7 protein-coding genes and 3 pseudogenes are annotated in these 16,250 nt (G+C 47.0%); 2 read left to right on the top strand and 8 right to left on the bottom strand.

Annotation, left to right across the window (positions count from 1 at the left end; genetic code table 11):
• Window positions 1–101 precede the first annotated feature (101 nt).
• Window positions 102–1,663: pseudogene (locus AB4371_RS14745) on the top strand (M28 family metallopeptidase).
• A gap of 143 nt (window positions 1,664–1,806) precedes the next feature.
• On the opposite strand, the gene lhgO reads toward AB4371_RS14745, so the two are convergent.
• The 4 genes from lhgO to AB4371_RS14765 form a co-directional block, all read right to left on the bottom strand.
• Window positions 1,807–3,021: an L-2-hydroxyglutarate oxidase gene (gene lhgO, locus AB4371_RS14750; protein ID WP_372150230.1), complete on the bottom strand. Its 1,215-nt coding sequence runs from the start codon at window positions 3,019–3,021 to the stop codon at window positions 1,807–1,809.
• A gap of 26 nt (window positions 3,022–3,047) precedes the next feature.
• The gene (locus AB4371_RS14755; protein WP_372150231.1) at window positions 3,048–5,225 is read right to left on the bottom strand and encodes a TRAP transporter permease; all 2,178 of its coding nucleotides are present in this window, start codon (window positions 5,223–5,225) and stop codon (window positions 3,048–3,050) included.
• A gap of 184 nt (window positions 5,226–5,409) precedes the next feature.
• Complete coding sequence (locus AB4371_RS14760; RefSeq protein WP_372150232.1) at window positions 5,410–6,423, bottom strand: TAXI family TRAP transporter solute-binding subunit; 1,014 nt, start codon at window positions 6,421–6,423, stop codon at window positions 5,410–5,412.
• Window positions 6,424–6,743: 320 nt separating this feature from the next.
• Window positions 6,744–8,084 (bottom strand): sigma-54-dependent transcriptional regulator, encoded by a 1,341-nt coding sequence (locus tag AB4371_RS14765; protein WP_372150233.1) that lies wholly within the window; start codon window positions 8,082–8,084, stop codon window positions 6,744–6,746.
• Between the two features lie 230 nt (window positions 8,085–8,314).
• Here AB4371_RS14765 and AB4371_RS14770 point away from each other — a divergent pair, with 230 nt between their 5' ends.
• A complete protein-coding gene (locus tag AB4371_RS14770; protein ID WP_372148551.1) occupies window positions 8,315–10,378 on the top strand; it encodes an ATP-binding protein in 2,064 nt (687 codons plus the stop codon).
• 119 nt (window positions 10,379–10,497) lie between these two features.
• Here the strand turns inward: AB4371_RS14770 and AB4371_RS14775 are convergent, their stop codons facing one another.
• The 4 genes and pseudogenes from AB4371_RS14775 to AB4371_RS14790 form a co-directional block, all read right to left on the bottom strand.
• Complete coding sequence (locus tag AB4371_RS14775; protein ID WP_372150235.1) at window positions 10,498–12,948, bottom strand: family 20 glycosylhydrolase; 2,451 nt, start codon at window positions 12,946–12,948, stop codon at window positions 10,498–10,500.
• Between the two features lie 179 nt (window positions 12,949–13,127).
• Window positions 13,128–13,763: pseudogene (locus AB4371_RS14780) on the bottom strand (bifunctional 4-hydroxy-2-oxoglutarate aldolase/2-dehydro-3-deoxy-phosphogluconate aldolase).
• Window positions 13,764–13,783: 20 nt separating this feature from the next.
• Window positions 13,784–14,731, bottom strand: coding sequence for a sugar kinase (locus AB4371_RS14785; protein WP_017070149.1), 948 nt, complete (start codon window positions 14,729–14,731; stop codon window positions 13,784–13,786).
• Between the two features lie 90 nt (window positions 14,732–14,821).
• Window positions 14,822–16,216 (bottom strand): annotated as a pseudogene (locus tag AB4371_RS14790) (sodium:solute symporter family protein); the annotation flags it as partial.
• Between the last annotated feature and the right edge of the window lie 34 nt (window positions 16,217–16,250).

The following is a 16,250-nucleotide window of genomic DNA, read 5'->3' on the forward strand; positions in this document are numbered from 1 at the left end:
ATGAGCTATTTAGCGAATGAAACGTCTACATGAAAAACCTACGCATTACACAAAAATCGAACCCATCAACATAACAATACTCACCATAAAAAGGACGACAAATGGCTATTCAAAAAAGCATGCTAGCTTTAGCTGTGCTCGGGGGATCGTTTCGTTAACCCTAATCAACAGTACTGCGGCTTACGCATCCCTAGGTATCACACCACCAGCGAACGAAGAGGTTTGGATCACCACCGATGCGGACGCACAACATATTATGACTCAACATGGCGCAACGGTTTACCCAGGCGTGACAGGAAACAAGCATTCCATCGTCGCGAAAATCAACCAGAAAGAGCTCGCGAAGCTCTCCAGCCACATGCACGAAGAAACTCACCGTTGTGGTGGCTACATGGTGCACGAAGACAAAGCAAGCGCACTCAAAGCCGCAGCGATGCCATTGACAATGAGCACCTTCGAAAAGCCGGTGATCAGCCATCAAGACACAGTGAACGACCTACTCGCTCAGGTCGAGCCGAACAACATGGTCACGACCATAGAAAATCTAACCAACTTCACCAACCGTTTTTATACTACTTCTACTGGTGTTGCTGCTTCGGATTGGCTTTTAGAGCGTTGGGAAACAGAAATTAAAGATGTGCCGTATGCGTCTGCACGCCAAATCACACATGCTGAATATCCGCAAAAATCTGTTGAAGTGACACTGCTTGGCGCGAAATATCCTGCAGAGATCGTCGTGGTTGGCGGACACCTTGATTCAACGGTTGGTTCTTGGACAAGCGAAGGCACCATCTCACCAGGAGCCGATGATGATGCGTCAGGCATTGTAACGGTAACAGAGTCGCTTCGCCTGATGATCGCCAGTGGTATTCAGCCAGACAAGACCATTAAATTTTATGGTTATGCAGCCGAAGAAGTGGGATTGAGAGGCTCACAAGATGTCGCCAACGCTTTAAGAGATGAGCAAGCCAACGTTGTATCGGTATTGCAATTAGACATGACCAACTACAACGGTTCAGCGCACGATATCACCTTCATCACAGACTACACCGACAGCAACCTCACCGCCTATTTAAGCGAGCTGATCGACACTTACGCGAGCGACATCAGTTACGGTTTCGATGATTGTGGCTATGCCTGTTCTGACCACGCCTCTTGGCACAATGTTGGCTACCCAGCTGCCATGCCATTCGAAAGCATGTTCAATGATTACAACCCAAGTATTCACACTGAGCACGACACGCTTGAGAACTCCGATCCTACGGCGACACACGCGACCAAGTTCGCCAAACTAGCCATTGCTTACCTTGTCGAAACCAGCCTTGATTCACCCGTTGCAGGCCCTAAAGAGCTGCAAAATGGCGTGCCTGTTAAAGGACTTACTGCAGGATATGGTGAAGAGCAGTTCTTCACATTTACGACTCAAAGTGCAGGTCAGTTAACGGTAATATTAACCGGCCCTCGAAGTGGCGATGCCGACTTATATGTGAAACACAACGGCACCGTATCGAAAGCGAACTACGACTGCCGCCCATACCAGAACAGCAGCAACGAACAGTGTGTATTGAACAAGCCAGCGGGTGAATTCAGCATCATGGTGCGCGGTTACCGTAACTTTAGTGATGTCACCATCGTCGCTAACTTCGTTCCTGATTGGCTTTAAGGTTGGTTAATTGACTAACAATTAAACCTAGCAAACACGGCTAAAACTAAAAATCCGCAAGCCCACGATCATAAATAGATTGGAGCTTGCGGATTTTTTATTGTCTTCGGAGAGCATCTCAACTTAATAACCTTTAGTTATCATCAAGCCGTCTTTTTCATTACCTTGCCACAGATGTACTCACCAATCGGCATTGCAGAGGTCGCAGCCGGTGATGGCGCGTTACATACATGTAAGCTTCTTGGGCTTTCGGCAAACAGGAAATCATGGACCAAGGTGCCATCCTTCAGTACCGCTTGAGCACGAATCCCAGCAGGATAAGGCTTAAAATCATCAACCGTAATACTCGGGCAGTATTTGTTCACTAGCTTTAGATATCCCGGTTTCCACCACGAGTTCTTAAACTCGACCAAACCCGTTTTCAAGTGATTCGCAGTCACTTTCCAAAAACCCGCAAAGCTCAGCATCTGCCAAGTGTCCTTGAAGCTAAAGTTAAGCTTGCCATAACCTTCTCGCTTCCAGCCTTGAACTGCATTTGGCCCTACTGTTACGGAGCCATCAATCATGCGTGTTAAATGCACGCCCAAGAAAGGCAGTTCTGGGTCAGGGATCGGATAGATAAGATGATTCACCACTTGGTTGTGCTTAGCGTCTAACTGATAATACTCACCGCGATAAGGCACGATTTGGAAGTCGGTTTCAATGCCAAGCATGCTGGTCATTCTGTCGGCCATCAAACCAGAACAAGTGATCAAGAATCGGCTATTGAGTTGAAGAGTCTGACCATCTACTTTGCACGTTAACTGCACCTCATCTTCTTGCTCATCGGCCAAGATCACTTCAGTACCAAGGCTAAGTTTGCCACCTGCTTCAACAAACTCTTGAGCCATCACTTCGGTGACTTTTTTGTAGTCGACAATACTGGTGGTTTTGACATAAATCGCACCCAAACCCGTGATATTTGGCTCGGCAAGTTTGAGCTGAGCTTGATCCAACAAATCAACATCAATATCGTTATCGTGGCAACGCTTATAGAGCGCATTCATTCGCTCCACTTCTTGCTCATTGGTCGCGACCAACAACTTACCGCAGTTTTCGACGGGGATATCGTGTTGGCTACAAAAGGCGATGGTGCGCTCTACGCCGCGTTTACAAAAATCCGCCTTTAAACTGCCCGGAGCGTAGTAAACACCAGCATGAATCACCCCGCTATTATGGCCAGTTTGGTGCTGCGCGAAACCACGTTCCTTCTCGACTAAAAGGATACTTTTATCAGGGTGAGCTTGCTGTAATTGCCAAGCCGTCGACACGCCAACAATGCCGCCACCAACGATAATATAGTCGTATATTGAGTTCATAATATTCCTACATTCAATCCTTTTAATTATAGGGAAGACGCGACAGTGTTAGACCCGGTTTGAGGTAACTTTTTTTCCTCACTTTCTGATTCCATTTTCACTTGATTAGCATCGTATTTACGACCGCTGTAGATAAAGATGCCAACAAAAATGGCAACACATACCAAACGGATCACGACTGAAACATCAGGCCATACTAGAGCTATACCTACCGCAACCAACGCTACTCGAGTAATAATATTAACTTCGCTCTCTAGATAACCTTCAATCGCCGCGATAAACGCGTAAGTACCAATAACAGCAAAGCCACCCGTGACTAACACGGAGATCACATCCCAACTTACCAAGTTAGTGTAGGCAATCAACAATGGTACTAAATACAAGCCTTTGGCTATCTTCCATGCCATTAATCCCGTTCTCATCGGGGGTGTTTTAGCAATGGTTGCAGCCGCAAATGCAGTTAAACAAACAGGCGGAGTCACGTTGCTGTCTTGCGATAGCCAGAAAATGATCAAGTGGGCAGAAAGCAGTGCAAGGCTGATCGCTTCTAAGCCAAGGCTCTGTTCAAGCAGAGTTTCCACAAAATCAGCAGGGACTAACGCAATCATCTCTTTGGCTGTTTCAAGTGCCATTGGCGCGTTCAGCAAATCAAGCTTATCTGGCGCAGCCAACATGAAGATAGCTTTCGCCTGTTCCGGTAACTGTCCCGAAACCAACAGGTCGAGCAACTGACTTTCAGCAATCAGTTTATACAAAGCTGGTGCAGACAGAGTACCCAACACGATATAAGCCGCGGTTACTGGTAACCCCATGCCCAGAATCAAAGACGCCAGTGCAATTAAGGCGATCATCACCAACAAATCGCCGTTCGCCCAGCTGTTGATCATCAACGAGAAGGTGTTACCAATACCAGTCGTGCTGATCACGTTGATCACCAGACCAATGCCCACTAGCAACACAGCCGTGGTCGCCATGTTTTTTGCGCCTTGAGAAAGCGCTTCGATGATCGCCTTTGGACCCATTTTGTGATTTTTAGAGAACCATGAAGCCACCACGACAGACAGAATCGAGATGCCCGCAGCGTAAGTCGGCGTAAAGCCCTTCACCAACAGAGTCACTAACACCGCTAATGGGATCAGGTTGTGCCAACCCGACAGCAATACTTTCAATAGAGGCTCACAGCCAGAAGTCACCTTTTGCACACCACTGCGTTTTGCTTCGATGCGCACGAAGAATGCCACAGACAAAAAGTAGATAAGCGCAGGAACGAAGGAAACCGCAATAATATCGACATAAGGAATTTGCGTGTAAGAGGCCATGATGAACGCGCCCGCACCCATCACAGGTGGCATCAGCTGCCCGCCAGTAGATGCAGCCGCTTCAACACCTGCCGCGAAGCGCGAAGGGAAACCTGCCTTTTGCATCAAGGGAATACTGATCACGCCCGTCGATACTGTGTTTGCTACGCTCGACCCGGAGACTGAGCCCATCAAGCCGGAGCCAATAACGGCAATGAAACCAGGGCCACCAATCACTTTGCCCGCCGCGGCACGGGATACATCAATAATGTAGTCGCCGACACCAGATCGAACTAAAAATGCGCCAAATAAGATGAACATGAACACGAAGGTCCAACTGATTCTTGAGATCGAACCAAACATCCCTTCTGATGAATAAAAGCTTCGATAAAGCAATGTTTCAAGGCTCAGGCCTGGAAAGTGAAAGATACCGCTGGTCCATTGTCCCCAAAGTACCACATAGCTCAAACACACCAAGATAAGTACCGGAATGAACCAACCCATGGTGCGGCGAATCAACTCAATAACGATGGCAATCGCCAAGATAGAAAAGAACCAATCACTGGCGATGAACTTCACGCCTCGCTCATAAAGAGCGTCTTCCGCAAACGGAATATAGATAAGACAAGCCAGAGCAGCGAGGGCAATACCGATATCAACGGCTAAGGCGATTTTGCTATTTTTAAGTGAAATGTGAGCGGGATACCAAAGCGCGCATATAATCGCGAAGCCAGCAAAATGGGTCGCCGAAACCCAAAGCTCAGGCAAGGTAGATAAGGTGTTAAACCAAATGTGTAATAAAGAGAGAATCACGCCCATTGTTGTTATAACTTTACCCACCCACGGGAAATCCGTCCGGGTCGGTAATTCAAATTTTTTCAGTTCCTGCTGCAGCGAATCGCTCATAGAAAACTCCTGCTCTCCACAGCAAACGCGCAGAGAAAATCCATAAAGTGAGGAGGTGCACGAACACATTTTTGAGCGAACGTGCACCAAGCAATTAAGTCACGAAGGGGTTAGTTGATGACAAACAGCTAGTTCGCGACAAATCATTAGCTCACGAACCAATAGTTACCTGACAAAAGATAAGCTAGTTAACGATCAACTCAGAAGGGATCTCGATGCCCATCTCTCGATAATAACGTGCAGCGCCTGGGTGAAGAGGAACAGGCAGACCTGCGATCCCTTTCTCAAGTGCCATTGCTTTGGTTGCTTTATGGATACCTTGTAGGAAAGGTAGGTTTTCATAGATAGCTTTGGTCAGTTGATACACATCGTCTTCAGAAATGTCTTCGCGAACTGCTAGGAAGTTAGGTTGGGCAATCGTAGTAATTGGTTTGTCGACACCTGGATAAGTGTTTGCTGGGATCTCGTACTTGGTCCAGATATTGTAATCGCCATTCGCTTGTTTGATCTGCGCATCGGTAAACGACAGGATTTGAATATCTTCACCCAAGGCAGCAAAGGCTTGTGTTACCGCACCAACAGGCACACCAGCAGGCGTATTCATGCCATCAATCGTGCCGTTTTGTAGTGCACTAGCACTGCCACCGTAACCCATAAAGGCGAGTTTAAATTGTTCTGGGTTAACCGATAGGCCCTGCATGATCTGGCGTCCTGAATTCTCAGTGCCTGAGTTCTTCTTACCGATAGAGAATTTCTTACCGTTTAGATTTTCCAAATCGCTCACGGTGCCTGTTTTTGCTAAATCAGAGCGCACAATGAAGTGTTCTACGTTTTGCCATAACATAGACACAGAGCGAAGCTGTGTTTGTTGACCTGATTTCTCATATGGACCAAGCCCTTGCCACGCCCACGCACCATACAAACCTTGTAGAATTGCGAACTGTGCTTCGTTCTCGTTCAACAACTTTACGTTCTCACCCGAGCCCGCAGAACTAATAGCCGCCAAAGAAAAGTGCTGCTTAGGCGCAAGCTTAACTTTACTCAATGTCGCTAGAGCAACACCTACCGGATAGTAAGTCCCACCCGTTGAGGCCGTCGCTAAAATGTAGCTGCGGTCTTCTTGAGCTGAGGCGTTGCTGATAAGGCCCATAGAGGCCATTGCGATTGCTAAAGTTTTAACTAGCTTGTTATATTTCATTGTTACTCTCCATGTAGGATTATTCACGTTATATTTTTGTTAATAACAATGGCTAGATAGCAAACACAATGCCAACTTTTAAGTTTCTGTTTTTATTGAAATTCATTTGAAACACCACCTAAAACAAGCCATTTCTTGCTTATTTACCTACGAATGAATGAGCTATTTTTTGCTTATCCGAAGCCGCAATTAACATCCCTATAAAGGTAGCCAAGTCACACCGTGTTACATTTACGTGATCAATGTTTATAAAATGATAAATATCTGATGAGCAATTTTTTGCTCATTGATTCAGACAACACTTCTAATCTCATCATCAATTACGAATCGACATAATCGCTTCGGTTCAACGCATAACGCACCATCTTTTGGTTCAATGTTCGACGGGGTAAATCCAAATCTTGCATCACATCATTGATGCGCCCTTGATAACGCACTAGCGCATCATGAATCACTTTCCGTTCAAAGCTCTGCACTTGAACCGCCAACGGGATGCCTGCCGTTGTAGACTCTGTGACAGAATTGGGGCGACACGCCAAGATATCGCCAACTGTCAGGCTTTCATCCAGTGCAAAACGAATCGCGACATTGCGCAGTTCACGCACATTGCCCGGCCATGCATACGACAACAACGCATAACGATCGGCCTCACTGGCAACTCGGGTTTCATTGTTCGCTTCTTGAGTGAAGTGTTCAAAAAGGATCAAAGCATCGTCTTCTCGTTCATTAAGGGGAGGTAAATGCAGTTGGGCAACGTTCAAGCGATAGAAAAGGTCTTGGCGAAAATCGGGGTGATTCAGTAGATCGCTTTTCGAGGCAGAGACCACTCGTAGATCAACATGTTGTTGCTGATTACCCCCTACGCGTTCGACGACATTATCTTGCAAGGTACGCAGCACTTTTACCTGCATCGACAGCGGCATACTCTCTATTTCATCAAGGAACACTGTGCCTTTGTCGGCAAATTCCAGCTTACCAATGCGTCGTTTGGCCGCACCAGTAAACGCTCCGGCTTCGTGTCCAAACAGCTCGCTTTCAAAGAGATTTTCTGGGATTGCGCCACAGTTGAGCGGAACAAACGGATGGGTTTTACGTTGGCTGAATTCATGTAAGCAAGAGGCGACCAGCTCTTTACCACAACCCGTTTCACCATAGATGATCACGTTGGTGTCTATGGAAGCGACTTTCTGGATTTGCTCGCGCAGTTCACACATCACTTTACTGCGACCGATCAGCACCTGTTCAATGCCCTTAAGGTTATCCAGATAGTTCTGACGACTGTTTCTGTCTTGGGCACTTTGATGTTTATCTACCGCTTCCGATACCGTTTGAGACAGACGCTCTGGGTCGAATGGCTTCTCAATGAAGTCATAGGCACCTTGCTGTAAGGCTTTCACCGCCATATCGACATCACCATGCCCAGTAATCAAAATAACAGGCACATCTGGCACAAGACCTTTGAAACGCCCTAGCAGATCAACACCATCAATATCAGGTAAACGAACATCGGTGATAATGGTTTGAAAATCACCCTGCTCTACGGCGTTTAACGCATCTTGTCCTACTTCAAATGCGGTGACATCGAAGCCCGCCAGCTGCAACCATTGGCTGGTTGCTTGACGCACAATCGCGTCATCTTCAATTAAAGCAATACGCTGCATAGTTTGGTTCCGCCACTCTACATCTGATTAATATCGTCCACGGTATGTAAAAAAACCTCAGACGAAAAGGAGCTAGCTCCCACTTTGAATAACACTCCTTTAACAGTTTAATAATGTTTGTTAGCTTCGATTTGTCTCACTCTCCATTCGCTTAAAAAGCAAACATAAAACCTTGTCAAACCACTAGCTCAAAGAGGCAAGCCACTAATTTTAAAGGGATTTGATCAGAAATGATGAATAACAATCGATATTGGTTATTCCTGTGTACCTGTTTATTGATTGGTTTGGTGCAGGTCACCACCAAGAATGGCATCAGCCAGTGGAAGCTTGAACAAGCCCAACGCTATGCCGAACAGCGCTTCCTTGGCTACATTGCCGAAGCAAGGCGAACCCTTAAGCGTTTCTATTATCTGCCCTACCTAGTAACCAATGATGAAACCAGTGTGCGCTTCATTGATGGTGAAGCCCGCCTAGAAAAACGCATTAAGAAGCAGCTGATTCAATTGGATAAAGCCGCCAACACCAAGGGCTGGTATCTGCTTTCTGGCGAAGGGGACTTGTTGGTATCGAGTGTTGAAAGAAGCAAACTGAGCAATAAGAACGCCAGTACAATTGTTTCGAAGATCCACCAACAAGGTGGTGCGATTTCAGTGGTGACAAAAAACAAAGGCGTGACACCCGATTACTTCATAGCGGCACCCGTATATCGAGCCTCTGATGTGGTTGGCATTGTCGCGGTGCAAATCGATTTGTCATTGTTAACCGATCAATGGTTTGCCGATGGTGAGGCGATACTGTTTCAGAACCCTCGCGATCAGTTCTTTCTCTCCAGTGACAACAGGTTGAGTGCCGATTGGTTCAATGACACCTTCAATTCTCAGCCCACAGCGACAAAACGTGAGCTGTATGACCAAACCCATATTCGCGTGTGGCGATTGCAAGATAAAGATTACCTAATTCAGTCCATCAAGTTAGACGATCTGAATTGGCGTTTAACCTACCTAACGCCATTAACCAGCCTCAACCAGACCACGAACTGGATCAGCTGGAGTGTGGCGGTTGGCTGTCTTTTCATTCTGTTACTGTTGGTTATTCTTTACCAAAGACGCCAGAAAAAGCTCAGCAATCTGAGAATCCAAAAGCTTATCGAAGAGTCTGAGAAACGACTGTCTGGGATGATCAATAAAACCCATGTTGGGTTAATACTGATCGATAAACACGGACGCATTCACGATATCAACCTGATGGCGAAGAACTACTTTTCACTATCTGATTCAATGATCAATAACATCAAGGCGTGGCAGTTATTTGAGGCAGGTAATCCGAATTCAACCACCTTGCAACTGCTCAAAAACTTAGAGCAGCATCAAGAGCTGGCCGAGATAACTAGCGTCGAAACCATGGCAAGACGCAGCGATGGCAGCTACTTCCCTGTTTTATTCTCTATTAGCGCCTTTCCTTGGCATGCGACGACTTACTACCTGTGTACCGTAATCGATATCAGCAAACGTAAGAAAGCCGAAATTGCGGTGCAAAACGCCAATAAAACGCTACAACTGCGGGTCGAAGAGCGAACTCAAGATCTAAAAGATGCGCAGCAAGAACTTGTCGAATCTAGCAAACTGGCTGCACTAGGGCGGATGTCGAGTGCGATTACTCATGAACTCAATCAGCCGCTTACTGGCCTAAAAACGCTACTTTCAAGTAACCAGCTATTGATGGAAAGAGGCGAGACCAAGATGTTGAAAGCGAACATGGACTTAGTCATGAGCCTGATCGACAGAATGGCTAACATGACTAGCCAGCTGAAGTCATTCGCCTTCCAAAGACTTGAAAAGCCTTACCCAGTTTCACTGACAGACGCACTGCAAGAAACCCTGCGAATTCATCAAGCCGAACTGGAAAACGTCGATATTCGCGTGCGTGTCGCTTCCAATATTTCGATGGTAATGGGAGAAGAGGCGCGACTTCGTCAAGTGCTTGGTAACCTGCTTAGAAACGCTGTCGATGCCACGCAGAATCAGAAACCAGCAACCATTGTGATCAGCGCTCATACCGAGCAACAACGCGTGATCATCAAGGTTCAAGATAACGGTTGTGGTGTGTCTGAAGATCAACTCGAAACCATTTTCGAACCGTTTCATACCAACAAAAAAATGGGCGAAGGTTTGGGGCTGGGGTTAGCTATTACAGCCAACAATGTACGGGATATGCAAGGCACCTTGATAGCAAAGAACAACCCAGACCAAGGCATGACATTCACATTAACGCTGAAGAATATAGATAGTGAGTAGTTACTAACAAAAAGCATTAAATCGCACCACATAAAGAAGACAGAACTAAAAAACCGCCCACAGAGGGCGGTTTTGATTCACTTATTAGCGTATGACTTATCAGTTAATCAGTTCGCGACTTACTCAGCTAGCTGCTTTAACAGTAACTCAGTCGGGCGAACAATCGCGATGATTGATTCATCATAGATTTTCGCCGAATCAGACAGTATCGCTTGGTAGGCATTCACGTCTGCTTCTCTTACTTTCTCGCCTGCTTGTGCTTTAGCAATCAAGGTTAACGCCAAGTCTGCCACTTCAACGGTTTTCTCTGCAACCACCACAGTCTCTACCGAAGATACGTTGCCAACGAAGACAGTTTTAGCCGCTAGTGCAGCCGATTTTGCTTGCTGATAATGCTCAGCAAGTTGCTCAAGCACTTGTTGATTGCCTGTCGCCATGTCATTGACCAAGTCTTGCATCTCATACACGGCGTAGCTTTCCACAGGCAGCGCATCAACGAAGCGGTTTAAGCGCTCGTATTGGCTGTATAAAGTGCCCTTAGGTTCCGTAGAATTCCACTTCTCCCAGTTGCGAGCGTAGTATTGAGCAGGCTCGGTGTATTTAGCTAGCACGCGCAGGTCGTGAATATCTTGGCCTTTTGCAATGCGCTTCAACAACATGTCAGCATCGGCGTGGTGACGTAACCCAACCGACACTTCCGACCATGTATCCATCGCTTTCATGCGCTTATACATGCTTCGTTCGTCGGTCAGTTCTGCATCCGACCAGAAACGCTCTGCAATTGCATAGCTACGTGGCCATAGGTAGTTTTCAACCGTGAGGCTGTCTTTGTTTTCTAGCCACATGGTGATCTCGCCGCCTAAAATCAGCTCTTTTTCTTTGTCGGTTAACTCTGCAGGGTAGCCACCATTTGGCTCAGGGATCACGCTGCCTTCAACATCACTGCTCGCAATCACTTCACCTGTGGTTGGCCAGCGCACGTTACCAATTAACTGATAGCTGCCTTCCGCAAACCCATTTGGATTTAGGTTCAGGTTGAACTCGGTGTACGACATGAAGTTATCGAAGTGGCCGACAAAGGTTTTGCCCGGCACGTAATCAAGGATGTAGATCTCTTCACGAGACTTGCCGTTGTAATCACTGAATGCGCGGAACGTGCCGTCTTTTGCTTCAATCATGGTCAGTGTTCCCTTACGTGGGCTGCCTTTAGAGCGAGGCTTTTGCCATTGGTAAGTCACAAACTTCTCACCACTGTGCAGCTTATCGTCAACCGTGATGCCACTTGGCATTGGATCATTGCGATAGTGGTAACTGGTTGGCTGAGGTTGGTCTAGGTAGTAACCCGTAGACAGAATACCTGGGTAGCCCTCTTTCGCCGCACGACCAATGCTGTCGTGCCCTTGCCAGCTTTGAATCACGATCGAAGTCGGCAGGTCTTTATGCCAAATCTCATCCCAACCGGTCATCTTCTTGCCGCGCTCTTCGAGCATCTTCTCAACTTTTACATTGAGATAAGACTGCAGACCACGCTCACCATCGATATTGTTCTCTTCAATAAACTGTTGGTGCTTTTCGCTGTTTTTCCACTGCGCGTAATTTGGCTCATCGCCGCCAATATGGAAGTACTCGTCTGGGAACAGCTCGGTCACTTCGTCAAACACGTCACCTAGCATCTCGTAGACTTCTGGGTTCAGCGGATCCATGAGAGGTTCAAACACGCCCCACCCTCTTTCTTGCTCGTAGTTTTGCCCTTCACCGCCCGACATCAAACGCGGGTAAGCGTGAGCAACCGCAGAAGAGTGACCCGGAAGAGACACCTCTGGAATCACACGAATACCAAGGTTACGGGCATATTCAACTAAGTGGCGAACTTGGTCTTTGGTGTAGTAATTACCATCAGCGGTTTCAGACCACAGACGCGGCCATGATTCGGTTTGAATGCGAATGCCTTGATCGTCCCAGAAGTGCCAATGGAATACGTTCATCTTCGCCGACGCCATCGCATCTAACTGACGAATCAGCACATCGAATTCAATGAAGTGACGTGAAGTATCGTAAGAAACACCACGCCAGCGGAAGCGAGGCTCATCGACAATGGTTACGGCAGGAATATGGTAGCCAGTCGCCGTGGTTTCAACGAGCTGTAAAAGGGTTTCGATGCCGTGAATCGTGCCGTATGGGCTTGGAGAGCTCAGCGTGATTTGTTCACCCTGAGTGGTAATTTTGTAGGACTCTACAGAGTCGATATTTTGTATTTCAGACTTTGGTGCTGCGTCGATATCTATGATCAGGTTCGCTTGGTCTTCGCTATCAACCTGCCAATTTAGAATCGGCACACCCGTCTGGCGCTCAAGGCGATCAATAAAGCGTTTCGCCGTGTATTCAACGCGATCAGAATTAAAGCCTTTGATGTAAACCTTGAAGTTACCGTCGACCTTAACTTGCCCAGCTTGCAGCTCGACCGTTTGTGGGTACGGCATTAAATTTAGATCGGTATTTGGAGCCATTGCTAACGCCATTGGGGACACTACTGAACCTGAAATCAATAGGGATAATATAGTTTTTTTCATTATTAGTTTTCCTATATAAATATGGTTCTGTTTTGTTTATCGGAGGTGATTCACAAAACAGAACCATCAGCCACTGCTGTTGCTCGTTATCTCTGATTCGAAAGCTTGTTATCGCTAGTTCAAAAATTGTTGCAAGCTCAAAGCTTGTCGCCTGTTAAAAAACGAATGAGCGCACAAGCTTATTGCTCGTTAACAAGAGCGACCGCTTCTCGAACCAATACCGCAATCTCGTCCCATTGCTCGTTTTCGATCATTTTTGGCGACACCATCCAAGTACCACCACAGCACACCACTCGATCCACTGCTAGGTAGTCATTCACGTTGTGTTTACCGATACCGCCCGTTGGCATTAAAGACACATCAACGTATGGCGCTAGCAGAGACTTCACCATGTTGATGCCGCCAGACGCTTCTGCAGGGAAGAACTTCAAGAAGTTAAGGCCAAGCTCTAGCGCTTGCTCTACTTAGCTTGGGTTGTTTACGCCCGGAACGATTGGTATGCCGATTTCTTGGCAACGTTTTACGGTGTTTGGGTTCAGGCCCGGAGCTACGATGAATTCGCTACCCGACTCTTTCGCAAGGTCGATCTGCGCTGGCGTTAATACTGTGCCGGCACCGATACACATCTCTGGGTACGTATCGCGCATCGCACGAATCGCATCAGCTGCCGCTTCAGTACGAAATGTTACTTCAGCAACTGGCAGGCCGTTTTCTACTAACACTTTTGCTAGTGGAATCGCATGTTCCACCTTGTTGATTTGAATAACAGGGATAACTTTGAACTGCTTAAGTGTGTTGATCATTTCTTGAGACATAATAAATTCGCTTTGTTTTTCTATTTTTTAATTAAGTGATTCATAGCGCTTACCGGGATGATCGCGCCTGAGTATTGAATAACGGTAGAAGCCAGTTGGTGACCCAGTTCAGCTGCATCATTGGTGCTCTCACCTGTAAGACGCGCCGCCAGATAACCCGCAGCGAAGGAGTCACCTGCTGCGCAGGTGTCGACCACGTTAGAAACACGAGTCGCGGATACATAACTCTCAACAACATCGCCTTGTTCAACTTGAACAATCTTGCATGGCTCACAGCCACGTTTGATGACGATCTCTTGGCAGCCTAAGCGAAGGCAGCGTTGTTGAACGCTCTCGCCATTGCCCCAAACCAGCAGGTCGTCGTCTTCGGTAATCAGTGCAATGTCGACCAATGGTAGTAACTTGGCGTACCAATGCTGAGCTTGTTCAGTCGTCCAAAGTTGCGGGCGATAGTTGTTATCAAAAATCAGCTTGCCGCCTTGATTTGAGAACACGCTAATAGCTTTGAATAAGCGCTCACGATAGGCGTCATCTAAAATCGCGATACTGATACCGCTGATGTAAACCGCATCGACTTGTTTCTCGGTCAGGGCGATTTCAAGCTTATTCAGATCACTAGCTTGAAAGTAAGATTTGACTGCCGCGTCGTTGCGCCAGTAATGAAAGTGTCGCTCGCCTGTCTCGTCGGTTTCAACCATGTAGAGTCCAGGAAGCTTGTTCGCAATGCGTTCGACGAAATTGGTTTGAATGCCTTCTAGTTGCCAGCTATCAATCATATTTTGAGACAGCTCATCACTGCCAAGCCCTGTCGCATAGTGCACAGAGAGGTTTTGATGTTGAGTTAAGCGAGAAAGGTAAAGTGCGGTATTAAGTGTGTCACCGCCAAACTTTTTGGTTAATGGAGAGCCGCTGATTTCGACCATACATTCGCCAAAGAAAGCAATATTGAAATGAGAAGATGCAGGCATAGCCGATCCTAAAATAGAGAGATATATGTGGGAGAAGGCCCTGCCACTAAGCAGGGCCTGAATTAAGCAAACCAGTTGTGGAGACTAGGTTTAGCTTGTTTGATTTGCAGGACGTTGAGGTGCCGCTTCTTCTTCAAGTACGCCAGTCTCAGACATTTCCATCTCCATCAGAGCACGCTCGTCATCAAGAATCGCTTTTGCCATTTCAGGTGTTACTTGGTTAGCCGGAGTCACTAGGCTCACAACCACACCTGCCGTTAGAGCAAACAGACATGATGGGATAACTGGGTTGCCCCAGAAGGCTGTGTAGTCAGCGTTTAACATTACTACGAATGAAGCTACAGAAGCACCCGCTAGTGTTGCAAGCGCACCTTGCCAGTTGTAGCGTTTCCAGAATTTACCCAACATACCGCACACAAACATGCCCGACATAACCGTTGAAATCATCTTAGTGATGTAGCCAATGATGTCGTTTGACGTCAGTGCGAACAGTAGTGCGAAGCCAATCACCACAACCAAAGCTAGACGAGAGTAGTTCAACATTGATTCTTTGTTTGGTACGCGGCCTGTGAACATCACGTACACGTCACGCAGTAGGATAGATACACCGGCAATCGCATCTGAGCTTGCACTCGACATGGTTGCTGATAGACCTGCGATAAGAACAATCATGCCTACGCTAACAGGTAGTACCGTCGCTGCAATGTAAGGGAACGAGAAGTTCGGGTTATCCAGCGTTGGGTCAATAGCGTGTGCCGCCATACCTATGATTGCTGGAATAATAGAGAAGAAAAGGTACAACACACCAGAAGCCACGAAAGAGCGACGGATAGTTGAAACATCTTTACCAGAGTAGATACGCTGGCGGAATGAAGGTGTTGCAAGTACGCCCACACCGATAACCACAGCCAGAGAAACAGCAGGCAGAATGCCCAGTTTATCGATTGCTAAAAAGCTTGTAGCAGCAGGGTCCATCGCAGCGTAAAGGTTGTCCATGCCACCAATGTGATCAACAGACATTACCGCCATTAGGATGAAGCCAGCAAAAAGGATGATTGCTTGAATCGTATCGGTCCATACAACTGCTGTGTAACCACCGATAACAACGTAGATAGTGAAAGCTGCAGCAATAATAATTTTCGCAAGGTTAAGGTCGATGTCTGCAATCCACGCTAGGTACATGCCGCCACCTAGAATGTGCGCACCTAACCAACCGATTGACGCGATAAAGATAAGTAGGCCAACCACGTTTTTTACGATTCGGTTAGCGCCAACGTAATAAGCCAGCTCTTCACTCATGGTCATGAAGTTCAGTTTACGAACCGGAGCAAACCAAAGTGCAAGCAATAGGATGCCGACAGCACCGCCTATTCCGTACAGAGCACCCGCCCAACCATTTGCGTAGCCAAAGCCAACCGCGCCCATACTTGAACCCGTGCCGACCATAGTCGCAACTGTTGTACCAAGTACTAAGAATAATGGCAGTAATACTCTCTAAGTAGGTAATTGTGATTAGGTT

Source organism: Vibrio sp. 10N.261.51.A3 (assembly GCF_041471965.1).
GTDB lineage: Bacteria > Pseudomonadota > Gammaproteobacteria > Enterobacterales > Vibrionaceae > Vibrio > Vibrio crassostreae_C.